The sequence below is a fragment of the Nostoc sp. DedVER02 genome (assembly GCF_034530675.2).
Taxonomy (GTDB): domain Bacteria; phylum Cyanobacteriota; class Cyanobacteriia; order Cyanobacteriales; family Nostocaceae; genus Nostoc.
Genome location: NZ_JAVRCP020000033.1, coordinates 21,381 through 36,946, shown reverse-complemented (window position 1 = coordinate 36,946; position 15,566 = coordinate 21,381). Strand labels below are relative to the sequence as shown.

The following is a 15,566-nucleotide window of genomic DNA, read 5'->3' as shown; positions in this document are numbered from 1 at the left end:
ATCCTTTGGGATTTAAAAGCGATGTCTAGCCCTGCCAAGGTGACTTTTTATCAGAGAATTATGACAGGAGCGATCGCTATTTAAAAGGAAACACTGGAGAATAGACTACCAAACTTTTAGCCCAGACACTTCATCACTCTTAACGCAGTAAAAGCGTACTGTTGTTATCGATCAGTGCCATTCCACTAGTATTCATACCTGGGTTTGGCTGTGCCGATGCATTATAAGTCTCAATGTAGCGACGCACTTCCAATGGAAACTGAGGATAGTCTAGTACTGCATCGCCATCGGCAATAGTTGCCCAGAAGTCTCGCAAACTCGGAGCTAATTTTCTCGCCTGTGATAGTGGTAAGTTTAATGGAGAATGAGTTAGTAACTTGATTAAGAAAGGAAAAGAGCGATCGCCCATCCATTGCCGTGATGACTCTTGCAAGTCGGGAAAATCAGGTAATGACTCTACCCGATGGGATACAATTTGCAACGATTCTTTACCTTGGTTATCTCGATGAAACTCTAGCACGCGATAAGGGTGAGGATAGCTAACTAAAGAGCCAGTGGTAATATCATATACTCCCTCTGAGTAAGCAATATCTTGAACGTGCAAATGCCCGGTAAATACTAGTTTGACTCCGTAATGTCTTAGCAATTGCAATAATTCTGCTGAATTCGCCAACATATAGCGATTTGCCAGTGGGTGGTTCGATTGATTGGGCAAATGCTCCACCACATTATGATGCACCATCACCAAAACTAACTCACCAACAGATGCCGCCAATACTTCTTCTAACCACCGTAGCTGTTTAGCATCCAAACACCCTACTTGCTCACCTTGGTCATTAAAGGAGTTAGAATTCAATCCAATTAGCTTAACTCCAGGCAGCAATTGACGAACGTAGTACATCTGCTGTGGATCTTCATAGCCAAACTTGGTGTAATAGTAGGGAAAATCCGCAAAAGCGATTGATTGCTCATCAGCCAACAGCACAGGAACGTCATGATTACCAGGAACAACGTAGACGGGAAAAGGTAGCTGGGCTAAACATTGTTGTAACCAGGCGTGATTCTCTGGTTCGCCGTGCTGAGTTAAATCTCCTGGTAATAATAAGAAATCTAAATCGAGTTGAGTTAGATGTTCGAGTACACTTTGAAACGCCGAAATACTAACTTCTACCAGATGAAACCGACTAGGATGATCCCAGATTGTGTGGGGAAGTGCCAGGTGTAAGTCACTGACTACCGCAAAACGAAAATTGAGAGCCATTGATTTATGAGAATGTTAAAAACAGTGGTTAAAATAAGCCTTTTCCCAAAAGTATAACCCTAACTTTCTTTCGTTGCTCAGGAGTGCATTTACTTAACATTTGTATACATTAAGTATTGATTTAATGCTGTGGTGACGATTAACTTAAGAGCAAATCAGCAATATTAATTACCCCAACAGTGCTGATCTATTTATCGTAAATAAAAAGGTTTAATATCCCTACGCCTACAAATAGGCCCAGTTTCAGTCGGGTTTAAATCTCCGTCTGAAATTGTCTTTAATTTTGAATTTTGAATTTTGAATTGTTAATTCTCTGCTACTCCCCTTTTCGGTAAAATAACTTAGCAGATCAGCAAAGAACAGGTTCAGAATCATGGCTCAAGCTAGTATTGGGATTATTGGTGGCAGTGGTTTGTATAAGATGGAAGCACTCAAAGATATAGAAGAGGTGCATATCCAAACCCCTTTTGGTTCACCATCTGATGCTTTGATTCTGGGGACATTAGATAGTACACGAGTAGCTTTTTTAGCACGTCATGGCCGCAATCACACGCTGTTACCCTCGGAATTACCGTTTCGCGCTAATATCTATGCAATGAAGCAATTGGGAGTGCAGTATTTAATTTCAGCTAGTGCTGTGGGTTCCTTGAAAGAAGAGGCGAAACCATTAGATATGGTAGTGCCAGATCAGTTTATTGACAGAACGAAAAATCGGATTTCCACGTTTTTTGGTGAGGGAATTGTGGCTCACATTGCCTTTGCCGATCCGATTTGTAAGAACTTGGCTGGTGTGTTGGCAGATGCGATCGCATCTCTCAATTTACCAGAAGTTACCCTCCATCGCGGCGGTACTTATGTATGCATGGAAGGGCCAGCTTTTTCTACTAAGGCGGAATCGAATCTTTACCGGAGTTGGGGTGCAACCATCATTGGGATGACGAATTTACCAGAGGCGAAGCTAGCTAGGGAAGCCGAAATTGCATACTCAACCTTAGCGCTGGTAACAGATTATGATTGTTGGCATCCAGATCACGACAGTGTGACGGTGGAATTGGTAATTGGTAATTTGCTGCGGAATGCTGCCAATGCTCAAAAAGTGATTCAAGAAACTGTGCGGCGATTGAGTGAAAATCCACCTGCGAGTGAGGCGCATTCAGCATTGCAATATGCGATTTTGACTCAGTTGGATAAAGCACCCGCAGCTACTAAAGAAAAGTTAGGGTTATTGTTGCAGAAGTATTTGTAGTAAGTAAATGGGCGTGAATGAAAAACTCCACCCACAAGGGAATGGAGTTTTTGGGAATGGGGAATTGGGAATGGGGCATGGGAAAGAGCCTCTAATACCATTTCACTTTAAGGTTGATACAAATATGGAGCGGGGGAGCAAGGGAGCAGGGGGGAAAGAATTAGAGATAAATTATTTGTATCAGGTATTTCGTGAAATGGTATAACTCGCTTAACTTTCAAAACTAGTTGCCAAAATTGAAGCGTTTGCAACAATTGCTGCGTTATATATAAGAAACGTTTAAGTATTTCCAAGAAAGGTATAAGCAATTGCAGCAATTGTTACATACTTTGCAACAATTACTGCGTCATGTATAAGAAACGTTTAAATCATTGCAACAATCGTTGTAACTAACTTATGAGTTGCTTTTCTCGCAATTTTGGAGAAAGCGATCCGCAAGCGCATTGATAAAGCGGCATCAGTGGCAATACTACTCGGGTTTTGGATTTTGAACTCAGAATTGGGTTTGGGGAAAAGGTTAAAGGGGAAGGGTTAAAGGTTTTTTCTTTCCCTTTTCCCCTTCCCCTTCCCCTTTTCCCCAAAACCCGACAAGTATTGGCATCAGTAGCAGCAATCGACTCAAGCTGAGTGGCTTCGAGATTTAAATCGGCAGTTTTGAGGATGGCAAATAGTTGTTCAATTCGCCATCTGTACCATCTAATGATTTGTAGAGCTTGTTGTTAAAATTACAGCAAACTACTTTTCAAACAACCTCTAAGTTTAGGCGATACCTACGGTAAGCTCCGCTAACGCAGCAACGAATTTTTTCACCTTGGAACTGGCACTTGATTAATCACCGATGCAATTACCGCATCCATTTGTAAACCATCCAGCATTGCTTCTGGTTTTAAAATCAGTCGATGACGTAGCAACGGCGATGCAACTGCTTTCACATCATCTGGCGTGACAAAATCCCTTCCAGTTAACCACGCCAAGGCTTGAGATGTCTGCAACCAAGCACCGGCGGCGCGAGGTGATGCACCCAAAGTTAAATCAGGATATTGACGCGATATTCTCACCAACCCCAACAAATAATCAACGATCGCTTCTGATACTTTAACTTCTTTCACTGCTTGTCGTGCTTGTAAAATATCGGCTACTGTTGCGATCGGTTTCAAACGGCTAATATCTAAACGTCGTGCTGTAAAACCTGCCTGACGATTGAGTAACATTTGTTTTTCAGCAGCTTGATCTGGATAATCTACTACCAGCTTAAATAAAAATCTGTCTAACTGTGCCTCTGGTAAAGGATAAGTCCCCTCAAATTCTAGGGGATTTTGGGTTGCAATCACCCAAAATAAATCGGGTAAAGGTAAACTTTCACCATCTAGCGTTACCTGCATCTCTTCCATCGCTTCTAGTAGCGCCGCTTGTGTCTTGGGAGGAGTACGATTGATTTCGTCTGCAAGCAGCACTTCGGTAAATATTGGCCCTTTTTTTAAAGTGAAATTGCGGCTATTTAAGTCAAAAATATTTGTCCCAGTAATATCTGAAGGTAAAACATCTGGTGTTAATTGAATTCGGCGAAAATCCCCTTGAATTAACTGCGCCAACACTTTTACTAGTAGAGTTTTCCCAGTTCCCGGCACTCCTTCTAAAATTACATGTCCACCAGCTAGCAGTGCTACCAAAAGTTGTTGTATTAGCCTAGATTGTCCGACAACTACTTGATTAAGACCTTGCCCAAGCCGAATTAAGATAGGATGAGTTTCGCTCATATTTTTTATTGATAAATAAGCAACGCTGAAATACTATATCCAATTCAAAAAATTAATTTTTAATTTTTAATTTTTAATTTTTAATTCCCTTAATGGTTCGCCATTTCCCCAACCAGCTTAACAGTTCTCGTTCACCGATCGGTTTTTTACGAGATTGTAGCTTTAAAACTGCATCTAGTTCTGCTGCACTTTTGCCTGTTTTTTCTACCCAGAAACCGATTAAGGCTTGAGGTTCTAAAAGTACTTGTCCTAATCCCAAAGCTTTTTGGAGTTGTAGCTGTTCTTCTTTACCCACCATCTCTACAACAAAGTCGGTAGTATCAGCTTTCTGCAAAACTCCCGCTAAGGCTTGGATGTATGCTTCGCTGTTATCTGCAACTGGTGTAACTAAAGCCACTGGTTTCCCAAAGCGACGATTCTGCGCCCAAGTTAACACTAATAGCACAATACTTACCTGTATTAATATTGGAAATAAAGGAGTTTTCGCAAAAAAGCTAGATAAATTACCTTCACTTTCTTTCTTTCTGACATCAGCATCTTTATAACCGTGGATGTATTCATCGACAATTACTGTGTTACTTTTTTCAGTTACTAAACTAGATAGATACTTGAAATTACTTAAATTATCTTGATAGGCGTTAGCAGCTAAATAAGGAGTGGTAGAAAAAATTACCTTTCCCTTTTCGTAATTTTTTTCCCAGACAATAGCACCAAAGCGATCGCCTAAATTAACTTCCTTGGAGTTAGCTTTCTGATATCGTCTACGTGTATCAATTTTGATATCACCTTGGGGAGATTTTTGCATAGTGCTAAACTCCGCTTCTGTAACCCGCGCCCCTGCACCCAAAATTACCAAAGTATTCCCTTTTTCTACCCATTCGCGCTCTTGACTATCCAGTATCGTCTCTCTGGGATAACCACTAATCTGTACAAAGGTAACTGGGCTTTTTTCTGGCTGAAGATCGCTAAAAGGCTTTTGCCAGCGTTTGATAGAAATTCCCTGCTGTTGCATAAAAGCATACCAAGCACCATAGCCATTGGAGGCGCGGTTATAAGTAGAGCCAGTACTAATTTTTGTATTATTGGGAGCCGCGAACAAACTCAGTAAAACGATCGCAGCGATTGCGATCGCTCCTATCCAAGCAAGCCGATTTGAACGTTTCATTTTCGATCGCTTCGTTTCAGGATCACAAGTGTTAATACTTACTTATTTTTCAGGTAAAGTCAAAAATATAATCAAGTGGCTTTATTTTCTCAATGCGATCGCCTGTTTGATGAATGCTTCTAAGTTTTGAGTAGCAGTGGGATTGTCAAACAGAACGTTGATTGACAGTTTTAGAGCTTCACGAACTGAAGAGCGCCAATCAATATCTACTGCTAATCGCACTGCAATCTTGATATATTGCGAGGCATCATCAGCAATTGTCTCAGTTACACCCATAGCTTGCAAGAAACCATAAGAGTGTCGCCCTCGCATAAATTCACCAGGACAAGTGACAATGGGTAAATAGCAAGCGATCGCATCCAGTGTTGTATTCCCACCCGCCCAGTCGAAGGTATCTAAATAAATGTCTGCCAAAGAAAGCAAGTCAAAGTAATCTTCACGCGGTAAAACAGGCGAGAATACACAATAGTCAAGACTATCTAAACCTACAGCCGCAAATACCCGTTGCAAACGTTCTTGAGAAATCCCACAGCGAAGAAACATAAACTGAGCATTGGGAACTTGACGGGCAATTTCGGCATAAATGTAATCGTGCTGCGGTAGATATTTATAGCCAGCTTGACTAGAGATATAGACAACAGCATCTTCTCGTAATCCAAAAAATAATCGGTTGCGGCGGATTGAGTCAACTTTGATAACAGGATAGGAAATCCCCACACCAGGCAAACGGACAAGCTTTTCGGTGTAATGATCTTGCCCATTCACAGGTTCCATCAATTCGCTAGATAAGAAATAGTCAATGGTGGGCAATCCAGAAGTTACAGGTTGTCCCCAAGCCATACATTGAATCGGTGCTAAACGAAGTCCAGCAATACATAGCGTGGTGGCATCCATCCCTAATTCTGGAAAAATTAACACATCAAGGTTGTCATCAATAACTTGTTGACAAACCTGTTCTAAATTATTCGGTAAATGATAGAACTTGGTGCTATAAGACTGAAATAATTGAGTAGCAGAATCAATTTGATTTCCTATGTGATATGAATAAATTTCAAAATTTTGATTATCTGCATATTTCAACCAGTTTAAGAATAAAACTGTTCCGCTCCAGCCACACAAAAAATAGGAAAGATAGCCAATTTTAATTCGCTGAGTGTTACTAATAGAAGAAATCGGGCGTTCTTGAATCCATTGCGGATAATTTGCCGCCATAATTTGGTGAACTAGCTGCCCATATTGCTGCTGTAGTAACACATCATTCTTTGCCTGATATGCAAGAAAAAAGTTTGTATGATTCCTGATTCCTGTTAAAGCTTTTTTCTCTTCATCAGGGCTATTTATTGTTTGAATGAGTTTTTCTAGCCCATGCTGAAACCATGCACGGTAAGTATCAATCTCATCAGGAGTATGATAAATTTCTGGCAGCATAAGATGACTAAACATCTTAAATATATAGTTTTCAGGAAAGTTATCCGTAACCTGTTGAGCAAAGTTACGAGCTTCTAAATACTTGTGGCTTTGCTTTAGGCGAATAATTAGCCAGAAATAGAGTTCTTCTGCTTGAGGACAATGGCTAATACCGTTCTGCAATGTTTCGATAGCCCCTTGCACCTGACCAGTTTTATAGAAAATATTACTTAGCTTCAGATAATAGTCAATCTGGTACGAACAACTAGATAAATACTTGCTGTAATATGGAATAGCATTTTCAGGCGATTTACTATCTGCAAAATAGTCACCCCATCTTTGCCAAGATTCTAACCGAGCAGCTTCATAAACAGTTTGCTGGCAAATTTCTGACAACTCACATCTCGGAATTTGGGCAATTTCTGGCTGCTGAATAATATAGCCATCTTCGTTATGAATTGGAATGTGAAAGTTAATTAATGATTTAATTACAGACCATTCTTGTGTACTTAACTGACCTGTAAGCCCTACATTGAGGTCTTCACAGATAATATCTTCTAAGCTAAGTTTCAGAACAGTCTCAAAAAGCAATGAGTTAGCATTATCTTGTAGCTCATCCGATAAGCTTTGGCTGTCGATTAATAGTGTTATATCTTGTCTAGCTGGATGTGTGAAAAGAGTTCTGAGAACAGTTATCAAATCTTCTGCGTTAGCGTTCGCACAGCATTCCGCAGGAAAGCTCGCCGTTGGCGCAGCCTCTCGTAGAGAAGGCATCGCAGTCTCTAAATTAGACCAGTCAGGAAAAATAATAAGATTAATATCTCTTAATTCATTAATTAACATAGTGTTGCAATTACTAATGGCAAGTTGCCTTGCATATAGGCACTACTATATATGTTTTTACAGCAATGTCATCAGTAACGAAGATATAGAAATCTCTAATGAATTAACTGTCAATTCTCTTGCGATCGCAATTATAACTGCACTTCAAGATTAAAGTATATGCGATCGCGCTACCATACTTGGCGAAACAATCTGCTCAGAAAATGGTGTTGCAACAGCAGTGCAAATTATTGAAGAAATGATTCTCTGATGATATTTACAAGTCTTAAAAAACCCCACCTCTTAGATGGGTGGGGTTAGTATACTTACTAAGGCTATTTAACCGTACATACAATGATATCACTCAAATTGCACAAGCGATCGCCCCGATACAACAATAAAGCCGACAGAATCAAGCCTAATCTGGGGTTGGCGAATTCCTTCTAGGATGGCTGCATTTAAAGCAGTTTCTATCTTTAATTCTTCAGCTAATGCATTATCCCAACTTTGTTGGTTCAAACGCAGGCGTAATTGTTCGACTCGATTGGCTAATTTCTTCTCGGCGACTCTAGCACAACTTTGGCACAACTCAATAAAATCTGGACGATTTGAGAGTAATTCTGAAGAAGTGTTCCGCACTTGATAACAGAAATTTTGCCATTTACTAGGGTCAACAAAATCGTCAATAATTCCTAAGCGCTCTTTTGCCAAATTATAATCTCGTCCTTGATTATTGTTTTTATCTTTATATGGACGTTGCAGAATACTTAAGAGTGCTTTATCTTCAACAACCCGGATTGGCTCTTTGCGACCATCAACATAGATAGTTTCTATAATTGGTGGAAATAGAGCATCAACACGTCGCTGTAAGTGTTTGAATTGAGAACTATCTAGTTTGTTATCTAGTAAAACTTGTTTGGCAATTCTTAAATTTGCCTCCACTACATAATTGCATTGAAAACCGAACCACTCTTTGCCTTCTTTAGCATCCCAAGATGCATCAGTGCGCCACAAAGCAAAGGCTTCACCTCTGTCATCCCAGTTAATGTAGTTCCACAGTGCTTCAACAAATCCTTCCCCAACTCGAAAGAGTTTAATACCAGGATTCTGGTTTGCCACTCTGCGATTATAAGTACCAAATTGGTCGAGGTTACTATCAGCAAAACGGTTTTTTAAATCATTTATGGGAACCAATGTCCGCGTTGATGGTTGATAACGTCGCATCTCTGATGAATCAGGATTATTGAGTCCTCGGAATCCCAATGCTTCACAAATCCAGCCTTCAATTGCTCGTTTCATTTCTAGATGACAAGCATCGTAATTATCTAGCTCTTGAAAATACTCCGTAGCAATTTCGTCGTTAGCGTCGATTTCATCTAGAGCATTTTGTTCGCTAATTTTGGCGATTTCGGTTTCAATTTGTTTTTGAATTGGCGAAATCATCTCTAACAATCCAGCAGCACCAGATTTAAACAAAGCTGTTTCTAATTCTGCAAGTTTATCATCCACATAAAATTGTAAACTCGCAATTGATTGTTGAAAAATACCAAACCCATCTTTCAATACTTGATACCAAGCGTTGTGAGGGCTATCTTCCAAATAAGGGCCAATCAATATACAAGATTGGACACCAATTTTACTACCAATACGGTCAAGTCTACCAAGTCTTTGCTCTAATTGATTCGGCGACCAAGGAAGGTCAAAATGAATTAACCAATCGGCAAATTGGAGGTTAAGCCCTTCTTCTCCAGAGCGATCGCATACTAGAATAAAGCAGTTTGGGTTATTCTTGAACCTATTTAAGCCTTCTTCAACTTTGTCGGGTGATTCTCCAAACTGATGTTTTGCTAGAGCCTCTGCACCAAAGATATTAGACAAATACCGGACAATTTCGCCACAAGTCTGCGCGAAACTGGTAAAGACAATAAATTTGGGCAGAATATCGCCAGTAATTGGTCTGCGAATCCTCTGCTGTATTCTCGTGAGGAATTCGTTTTGATTCTTCCGAATGTTGGCGGGAATTTTGTAGTATGTACCTAGCTGATTCAGCAGCACTGTTTTCAAATTCTCCGTCCGTTCTCCATCCTCTTGGGGTTGACGAATAATTTTGAGGAAGGATTGCAGAATCTCTTCTTCCCCTGAAAATTTAGGGGTTTTAGTTAATAGGCGAACATCATCTTCTTTAAACTCCTGGGTGAGTTTAGCATGAGGCTTACCAGTTAACCGAGCGGTAATTACCTGTTCTAATATGCCTAACCAAGTACCAGCAGCTAGGAATAACAACAGAAAAATTCGCTGATACGGCTTTTCATCAGGAGCAACACTACGCCATTGATTGAGTAGTTCGTGGATATCAAGCGATCGCTCGTCTAAATCATACTCTTCCTTGGGCGTAAAGTTGCGGTCAAAGATCACATCTTCCACCGCCGCGCGACGGTTGCGAAGCATTCGGCGGTGTAGTCGATAGATATCGCTAACGTGAGTCCGAATCGCTTGAACTATTTGATCTTGCTCGGTAGAATTAGCTTGTAAATTTTCTAAATCATCCGCCAGCTTTTGTAAATACTCATCCTCAGCTAAGAGGGTTCGTAATTGTTGCAAGTTGCTTTTGAGTACAGCAGGTTCCGCACCTTCTTTAAAAGAAAGCAGAAGCCTACCAATTTCCTGACGGCTTTCAACTTTGGCGCGGAAACCTGCTAAATCGCCAATTTTATAGGTTGCTGGGTCGAGTAGGTGCAACATTGCCAGAAAATCCTGCTCGTGATTGAGAACAGGAGTAGCGGATAATAAAAGTAAGCGATCGCTTTTATGAGCAAGTTCTTTGCAAGTTTGAAAACGCTGGCGTACTGTTGCATCCTTAGAGGTCGCCATTGCTGCAATATGATGCGCTTCATCTAAAATTAAGCAACCTATCCTCGCTTTCAGGTTGATTTTATGAATATCTTCAACCGCCAGCACCGCTACCCGTTTCGGAAAATGGGAAATGTAAAATTTGTTTTCTAACTCAGTCCGCCATTGTTTGAGTAAATATTGCGGAACTAATACTATCGCTCCTTTTTTCGGCTCATCCAAAAGGAATTGACGCAGAATCGCACCAGCTTCGATGGTTTTTCCGAGTCCCACCTCGTCTGCAAGCAAGTAGCGTTGAATTGGGTCTTCCAGTACCCGCCGCACTACTTCAACTTGGTGAGGATAAAGATTAATATTTGCCGAAATCAGTCCCGTCATCCCGCGACTGACAGCGCGTTGCTTAATCAAGGATTTGACGAAAGCCAATCTTTTATCGTGGAAGTAAGGCGTTTCGTGACCCTTCATCGCTAAAGTTTCGATGGGGTCAGTGTTTGGCAGATTACAACGAACGTAAATGTCTTCTTCAGTAGCGATCGCAGTTTTCTTATCTGGTAAATCAATTTGATACATTTCGGTATCTTCATCCCAGATGAAAACTCTGCCAACTATCCATTTATCCTGAGTCTGAGACTTAATATAGCATCGAGCCTGTGGTTCAAGCCTGACCTCAGACAGAGAACTTAAAGGTAAAGTTTTTTGAAGACGTTGCCCTATAGAGCAGAAATACTCAACATTTGCATTGGCATCAGAGATTTCGGTAACTTTTCCGATACCCAAAGAGTTATTCTGGGACTGTACCAATAAACCGAGCTTAATCATAGATCCAGTCCCCTGAACACACTAAAAGAATCTTCCAGACTAGTTTGTTCACCTATATCTGGCAGTTTTGTCGATCAACATTATAGATAATAAATTGGTATTACAGTTTTTTGTCATAGCAATGTCTACGACGGGCTGCGCCTACGCTCCAGGGAACAGAGAGAAACGGAGACAATTCTTTCCCCCTGCCCCCTGCCCCCTGCCTCTTTATCCCTGCCTTAATAACGCCACGATACAATGAAGGTGATGTAGTTTTATTGACTATGAAGAAAATTAGAGACAACACAATTAAGTTAAATCAATATTTAAAGTTGATGGGTATAGTGCCAACTGGAGGGCAAGCCAAGCTAATGATTCAAGGTGGCGATGTCCAAGTAAACGGGATGTTGGAAACTCGACGAGGGCGACGACTAGTACCGGGTGATAAAGTGACAATAGAAGGAAAAACTTTAGAGGTGAATTTGGATAACAATGAAGACCAACACGTAGTGATAGATTTTCCTGAACAAACCGAGTAAAAGATTTTTATCCCAAATTGATAAAGTTTCTCTTTGTGAGTAATGTTGCAAATTTCCAATAAAGTTATCATCCCACAGAGTGAGATTGAAATTAGTGCGATTCGTTCCCAAGGAGCGGGAGGCCAAAATGTCAATAAGGTTTCCACAGCGATTCACTTGCGCTTCGATATTGTCGCTTCATCACTACCGGATTATTATAAAGAACAGCTTTTAAAGCTAAACGATCGACGCATCACCCAGGATGGAGTTGTTGTAATTAAAGCGCAGGAACACCGAAGCCAAGAAAACAATCGGGAGTCAGCTTTGAAACGACTTCAAGAGTTAATTCAAAGCGCAGTTGTAGTAACGATAAAACGCAAACCTACCAAACCAACTCGCAGTTCTCAAAGAAAGCGCCTTGACTATAAAACTAAGCACGGACAGGTTAAGTCTAATAGAGGGGAAGTGACAGATTATTGATTTATGGAACTTCCAAGTAATAAAATATTCTAATATTTCTTGTAGGATGGGCATCTTGCCCGTCTTGTGAATTGGGCGCTCATGTTGTCCACCCCACAAGATTGAATAATTTTAGGACTTACGCATTGACATAAAATACTAAATATGAATGTTTTGAAAAATTATATCTCTCGTAAGGGCACAGCACTGCTGTGCCTCTAAATTGCAGGTATATTTAGCATCAAACAATAATTAATAAAAGCCTGAAACAATGTTTTTGTTATTAATATATTACTAATTATCAACTTTATTTTAACTAAAACTTCGTAAACTATGTGACTAGCTTATAGCAGTAAATATCAAAACTAAAACTAGCTAAATTAATATATAGTATCAAATCTAGCTGGGTTGATATATTTTTTAAAACCTTACACTTAAATTAAATACCCTCACATTGTTAAAGGTTTATTTCCTTAACTTGGAATACCTGCTTTATCACTCTTATAAAATATAAAATCTATGCCAAAAGATTGATGATAAGGAAATCTAAAAATGTATTACTTTTATTAAAGTACTAACAAATTTGCAAATAAATATTTAGCCGTGCCGCTAAGGAGTAATAAATCTAGTTGCAAAGCAAGTATTGCTAAAATTGGCACTAACAAAGTGTAAACTTTAAAACTGCTCTCATTGCAGAAAATCAGAAAACCAGGAGATAATTATGAATACCAAATTACAGCAAGACCCGTATGTTGATACTGCCTCCCCAAACCAGATAGAAGCACTTAAAACTTCAGAGTCTGGAAACCTGGCAATGTTGCCACCCGCCTCGGAAAATAAAGAACAATGGCAAAAAGTTGGTAGCCAGATTTCTATATTTTTGGCAAAAATACCTGAGTATATAGGTAGCTTCTACCAAGAATACAAATTGCTGATTATCAGCTTTGCGTTGCTTGTGATAACAGTTACGGCACTAAGGATTTTTCTAGCGGTACTCAAGGCCATAAATGATATCCCTCTAGTTTCTCCATTTCTCGAATTAATTGGACTTGGTTACACAATTTGGTTTACTTTCCGCTATTTGCTCAAAGATTCTACTCGGCAAGAACTAGCAGCAGAAATTCGCTCGCTTAAAAAACAATTTCTAGGCAGAGAAGAATCAGAGACTTTAAGCTAACTAAAGTATCGTGGCGGATACAGTGTATCTGAAATTTTGGTCAAGTAAAAAGCTGAATTTTGCTTGACCGTCATGCTTACTGCCTCTCTTGTTAATATTTTGATAGACAGTATGCATTTCTCCTCGCTATGTTACGCCTAACAGAAGTAAAGCTCCCGCTCGATCATCCTGAAGATGAGATCAAGACTGCCATCCTCAAAAAGCTGCAAATCACGGACGAAGATTTGATCGGCTATTCTATCTTCAAGCGTAGCTACGATGCCCGTAAGAAAGGAGAGATTACCCTTGTTTATATTCTGGATGTAGAAACGACTCAGGAAACTCATCTACTCAAGCGTCTGAAAAAAGATCCTCATGTGACGATCGCGCCAGACATGAGTTATCGCCCAGTGGCAAAAGCACCAAGCAATTTGGCGATTCGCCCTATCGTCATTGGTACTGGGCCTTGCGGATTGTTTGCGGGTTTGATGCTGGCGCAAATGGGTTTCCGTCCGATCATTTTAGAACGTGGCAAACAAGTCCGCGATCGCACTGCTGATACTTTTGGCTTTTGGAAGAAAAAATCAGACTTCAACCCAGAATCTAATGCCCAGTTTGGCGAAGGTGGGGCAGGTACATTTTCCGATGGCAAACTCTACAGCCAAGTCAAAGATCCTCAGCATTATGGACGTAAGGTATTAACCGAACTCGTCAATGCGGGAGCCTCACCAGAAATTCTCTATATCAACAAACCGCATATCGGCACATTCAAACTGGTGGGAATTGTCCAAAGTATGCGTGCCAGAATCGAATCCCTCGGTGGTGAAATTCGCTTTCAAAGTTTGGTAGAAGATATCAATATCGAAAATGGACAGGTGCGCGGAGTCACCCTCGCTAGTGGGGAATATATCGCTAGCGATTATGTAGTTTTAGCGGTAGGACACAGCGCCCGTGATACCTTCCAAATGCTATACGATCGCGGGGTTTACATCGAGCCTAAACCTTTTTCTATTGGCTTTCGCGTTGAACATCCTCAAACTCTCATCGATAAATGTCGTTTTGGCGCTCAAGCCGGTCATAAGCTTTTAGGTGCAGCCGATTATAAACTAGTCCATCACTGTCAAAATGGCCGTTCTGTGTATAGTTTTTGTATGTGTCCAGGGGGCTTGGTAGTTGCAGCCGCATCAGAACCGGGGCGAGTTGTCACCAATGGGATGAGCCAATACTCTCGCAATGAGCGTAATGCCAACAGTGCGATCGTTGTGGGCATCACTCCCGAAGATTATCCGGGCAACGCCTTGGCGGGAATTGATTTCCAACGGCGCTTGGAAGAAAAGGCTTTTGAGTTGGGCGGCGGAACTTATGAAGCTCCGGGGCAGTTAGTGGGAGACTTTCTCAATCATCGCCCCTCAACAGCATTTGGCACAGTTAAACCATCCTATACGCCAGGGGTGCGTTTGGGCGATTTGAGTCAGAGTTTACCAGATTATGCGATCGCAGCCATCCGTGAAGCACTACCCGCTTTTGACAAACAAATCAAGGGATTTGCAATGGACGATGCCGTGTTAACTGGGGTAGAAACCCGCACCTCATCACCAATTCGGATTAAACGCAAAGAGGATTATCAGAGTTTAAATACAGTCGGTCTTTATCCAGCTGGTGAGGGTGCGGGATACGCGGGAGGAATTCTCTCGGCGGGTATCGATGGTATTAAGGTAGCGGAGGCAGTGGCTTTAAGTATTTTGAGGAATTGCGTAGTCTAGCGCTGTAAGCATCACACCAGTTTTGCACCAAACACTTGTAGAGACGGCGATTTATCGCGTCTCTTCTGATATGTCATTGTAAGTGCAACGAATGGCAATACTACTCGGGTTTTGCATTTTGAACTCAGAATTGGGTTTGGGGAAAAGGTTAAAGGGTAAGGGTTAAAGGTTTTTTCTTTCCCTTTTCCCCCGCCCCTTATCCCCAGAGGGGGCCCCACCTTCCCCTTTTCCCCAAAACCCGACAAGTATTGCAACGAATGGAACGTTCGCAATGATGATTGTTTAACCAAACATGATATTAGATCAATTTGAAAACTCATTGCGACAGATGCAATCAGAAAACCCTTTAAGAGAAAGAATTCCC

11 protein-coding genes are annotated in these 15,566 nt (G+C 40.9%); 6 read left to right on the top strand and 5 right to left on the bottom strand.

Going from position 1 to position 15,566, the window contains the following annotated elements; all coding sequences use genetic code 11:
• Positions 1–139: 139 nt before the first annotated feature.
• Entirely contained in the window at positions 140–1,261 is a 1,122-nt protein-coding gene (locus RMZ41_RS24995) for a metallophosphoesterase family protein (protein ID WP_322644001.1), read from the bottom strand.
• Between the two features lie 373 nt (positions 1,262–1,634).
• Between RMZ41_RS24995 and RMZ41_RS24990 the strand changes: the two genes are divergently transcribed.
• Positions 1,635–2,507 (top strand): S-methyl-5'-thioadenosine phosphorylase, encoded by an 873-nt coding sequence (locus tag RMZ41_RS24990; RefSeq protein ID WP_322644000.1) that lies wholly within the window; start codon positions 1,635–1,637, stop codon positions 2,505–2,507.
• 806 nt (positions 2,508–3,313) lie between these two features.
• On the opposite strand, the gene RMZ41_RS24985 is transcribed toward RMZ41_RS24990, so the two are convergent.
• The 3 genes from RMZ41_RS24985 to RMZ41_RS24975 form a co-directional block, all read right to left on the bottom strand.
• Complete coding sequence (locus tag RMZ41_RS24985; protein ID WP_322643999.1) at positions 3,314–4,264, bottom strand: MoxR family ATPase; 951 nt, start codon at positions 4,262–4,264, stop codon at positions 3,314–3,316.
• A gap of 73 nt (positions 4,265–4,337) precedes the next feature.
• Positions 4,338–5,429 (bottom strand): DUF4350 domain-containing protein, encoded by a 1,092-nt coding sequence (locus RMZ41_RS24980; protein WP_322643998.1) that lies wholly within the window; start codon positions 5,427–5,429, stop codon positions 4,338–4,340.
• Between the two features lie 81 nt (positions 5,430–5,510).
• A complete protein-coding gene (locus RMZ41_RS24975) occupies positions 5,511–7,679 on the bottom strand; it encodes a glycosyl transferase family 1 (protein WP_322643997.1) in 2,169 nt (722 codons plus the stop codon).
• A 16-nt stretch (positions 7,680–7,695) separates the two neighbouring features.
• Here RMZ41_RS24975 and RMZ41_RS24970 point away from each other — a divergent pair, with 16 nt between their 5' ends.
• A complete protein-coding gene (locus RMZ41_RS24970; protein WP_409875928.1) occupies positions 7,696–7,833 on the top strand; it encodes a hypothetical protein in 138 nt (45 codons plus the stop codon).
• Positions 7,834–8,018: 185 nt separating this feature from the next.
• On the opposite strand, the gene dpdE is transcribed toward RMZ41_RS24970, so the two are convergent.
• A complete protein-coding gene (gene dpdE / locus RMZ41_RS24965; protein WP_322643996.1) occupies positions 8,019–11,327 on the bottom strand; it encodes a protein DpdE in 3,309 nt (1,102 codons plus the stop codon).
• A gap of 263 nt (positions 11,328–11,590) precedes the next feature.
• Between dpdE and RMZ41_RS24960 the strand changes: the two genes are divergently transcribed.
• The 4 genes from RMZ41_RS24960 to RMZ41_RS24945 all read left to right on the top strand — a co-directional run bounded on the left by RMZ41_RS24960 (position 11,591) and on the right by RMZ41_RS24945 (position 15,202).
• A complete protein-coding gene (locus RMZ41_RS24960; protein WP_322643995.1) occupies positions 11,591–11,845 on the top strand; it encodes an RNA-binding S4 domain-containing protein in 255 nt (84 codons plus the stop codon).
• 42 nt (positions 11,846–11,887) lie between these two features.
• Positions 11,888–12,304, top strand: a complete 417-nt coding sequence (arfB, locus tag RMZ41_RS24955) for an alternative ribosome rescue aminoacyl-tRNA hydrolase ArfB (RefSeq protein WP_322643994.1) — start codon at positions 11,888–11,890, stop codon at positions 12,302–12,304.
• 700 nt (positions 12,305–13,004) lie between these two features.
• On the top strand, positions 13,005–13,460 hold the full coding sequence (locus tag RMZ41_RS24950; protein WP_322643993.1) for a CAAD domain-containing protein: 456 nt from the start codon (positions 13,005–13,007) through the stop codon (positions 13,458–13,460).
• Positions 13,461–13,588: 128 nt separating this feature from the next.
• A complete protein-coding gene (locus tag RMZ41_RS24945) occupies positions 13,589–15,202 on the top strand; it encodes an NAD(P)/FAD-dependent oxidoreductase (RefSeq protein WP_322643992.1) in 1,614 nt (537 codons plus the stop codon).
• Positions 15,203–15,566: the final 364 nt, after the last annotated feature.

Excerpts from the sequence above, each read along its gene's own strand:
- RMZ41_RS24995 (WP_322644001.1), bottom strand. The coding sequence starts at position 1,261 with ATGGCTCTCAATTTTCGTTTTGCGGTAGTCAGTGACTTACACCTGGCA.
- RMZ41_RS24990 (WP_322644000.1), top strand. The coding sequence starts at position 1,635 with ATGGCTCAAGCTAGTATTGGGATTATTGGTGGCAGTGGTTTGTATAAG.
- RMZ41_RS24985 (WP_322643999.1), bottom strand. The coding sequence starts at position 4,264 with ATGAGCGAAACTCATCCTATCTTAATTCGGCTTGGGCAAGGTCTTAAT.
- RMZ41_RS24980 (WP_322643998.1), bottom strand. The coding sequence starts at position 5,429 with ATGAAACGTTCAAATCGGCTTGCTTGGATAGGAGCGATCGCAATCGCT.
- RMZ41_RS24975 (WP_322643997.1), bottom strand. The coding sequence starts at position 7,679 with ATGTTAATTAATGAATTAAGAGATATTAATCTTATTATTTTTCCTGAC.
- RMZ41_RS24970 (WP_409875928.1), top strand. The coding sequence starts at position 7,696 with ATGGCAAGTTGCCTTGCATATAGGCACTACTATATATGTTTTTACAGC.
- dpdE (WP_322643996.1), bottom strand. The coding sequence starts at position 11,327 with ATGATTAAGCTCGGTTTATTGGTACAGTCCCAGAATAACTCTTTGGGT.
- RMZ41_RS24960 (WP_322643995.1), top strand. The coding sequence starts at position 11,591 with ATGAAGAAAATTAGAGACAACACAATTAAGTTAAATCAATATTTAAAG.
- arfB (WP_322643994.1), top strand. The coding sequence starts at position 11,888 with ATGTTGCAAATTTCCAATAAAGTTATCATCCCACAGAGTGAGATTGAA.
- RMZ41_RS24950 (WP_322643993.1), top strand. The coding sequence starts at position 13,005 with ATGAATACCAAATTACAGCAAGACCCGTATGTTGATACTGCCTCCCCA.
- RMZ41_RS24945 (WP_322643992.1), top strand. The coding sequence starts at position 13,589 with ATGTTACGCCTAACAGAAGTAAAGCTCCCGCTCGATCATCCTGAAGAT.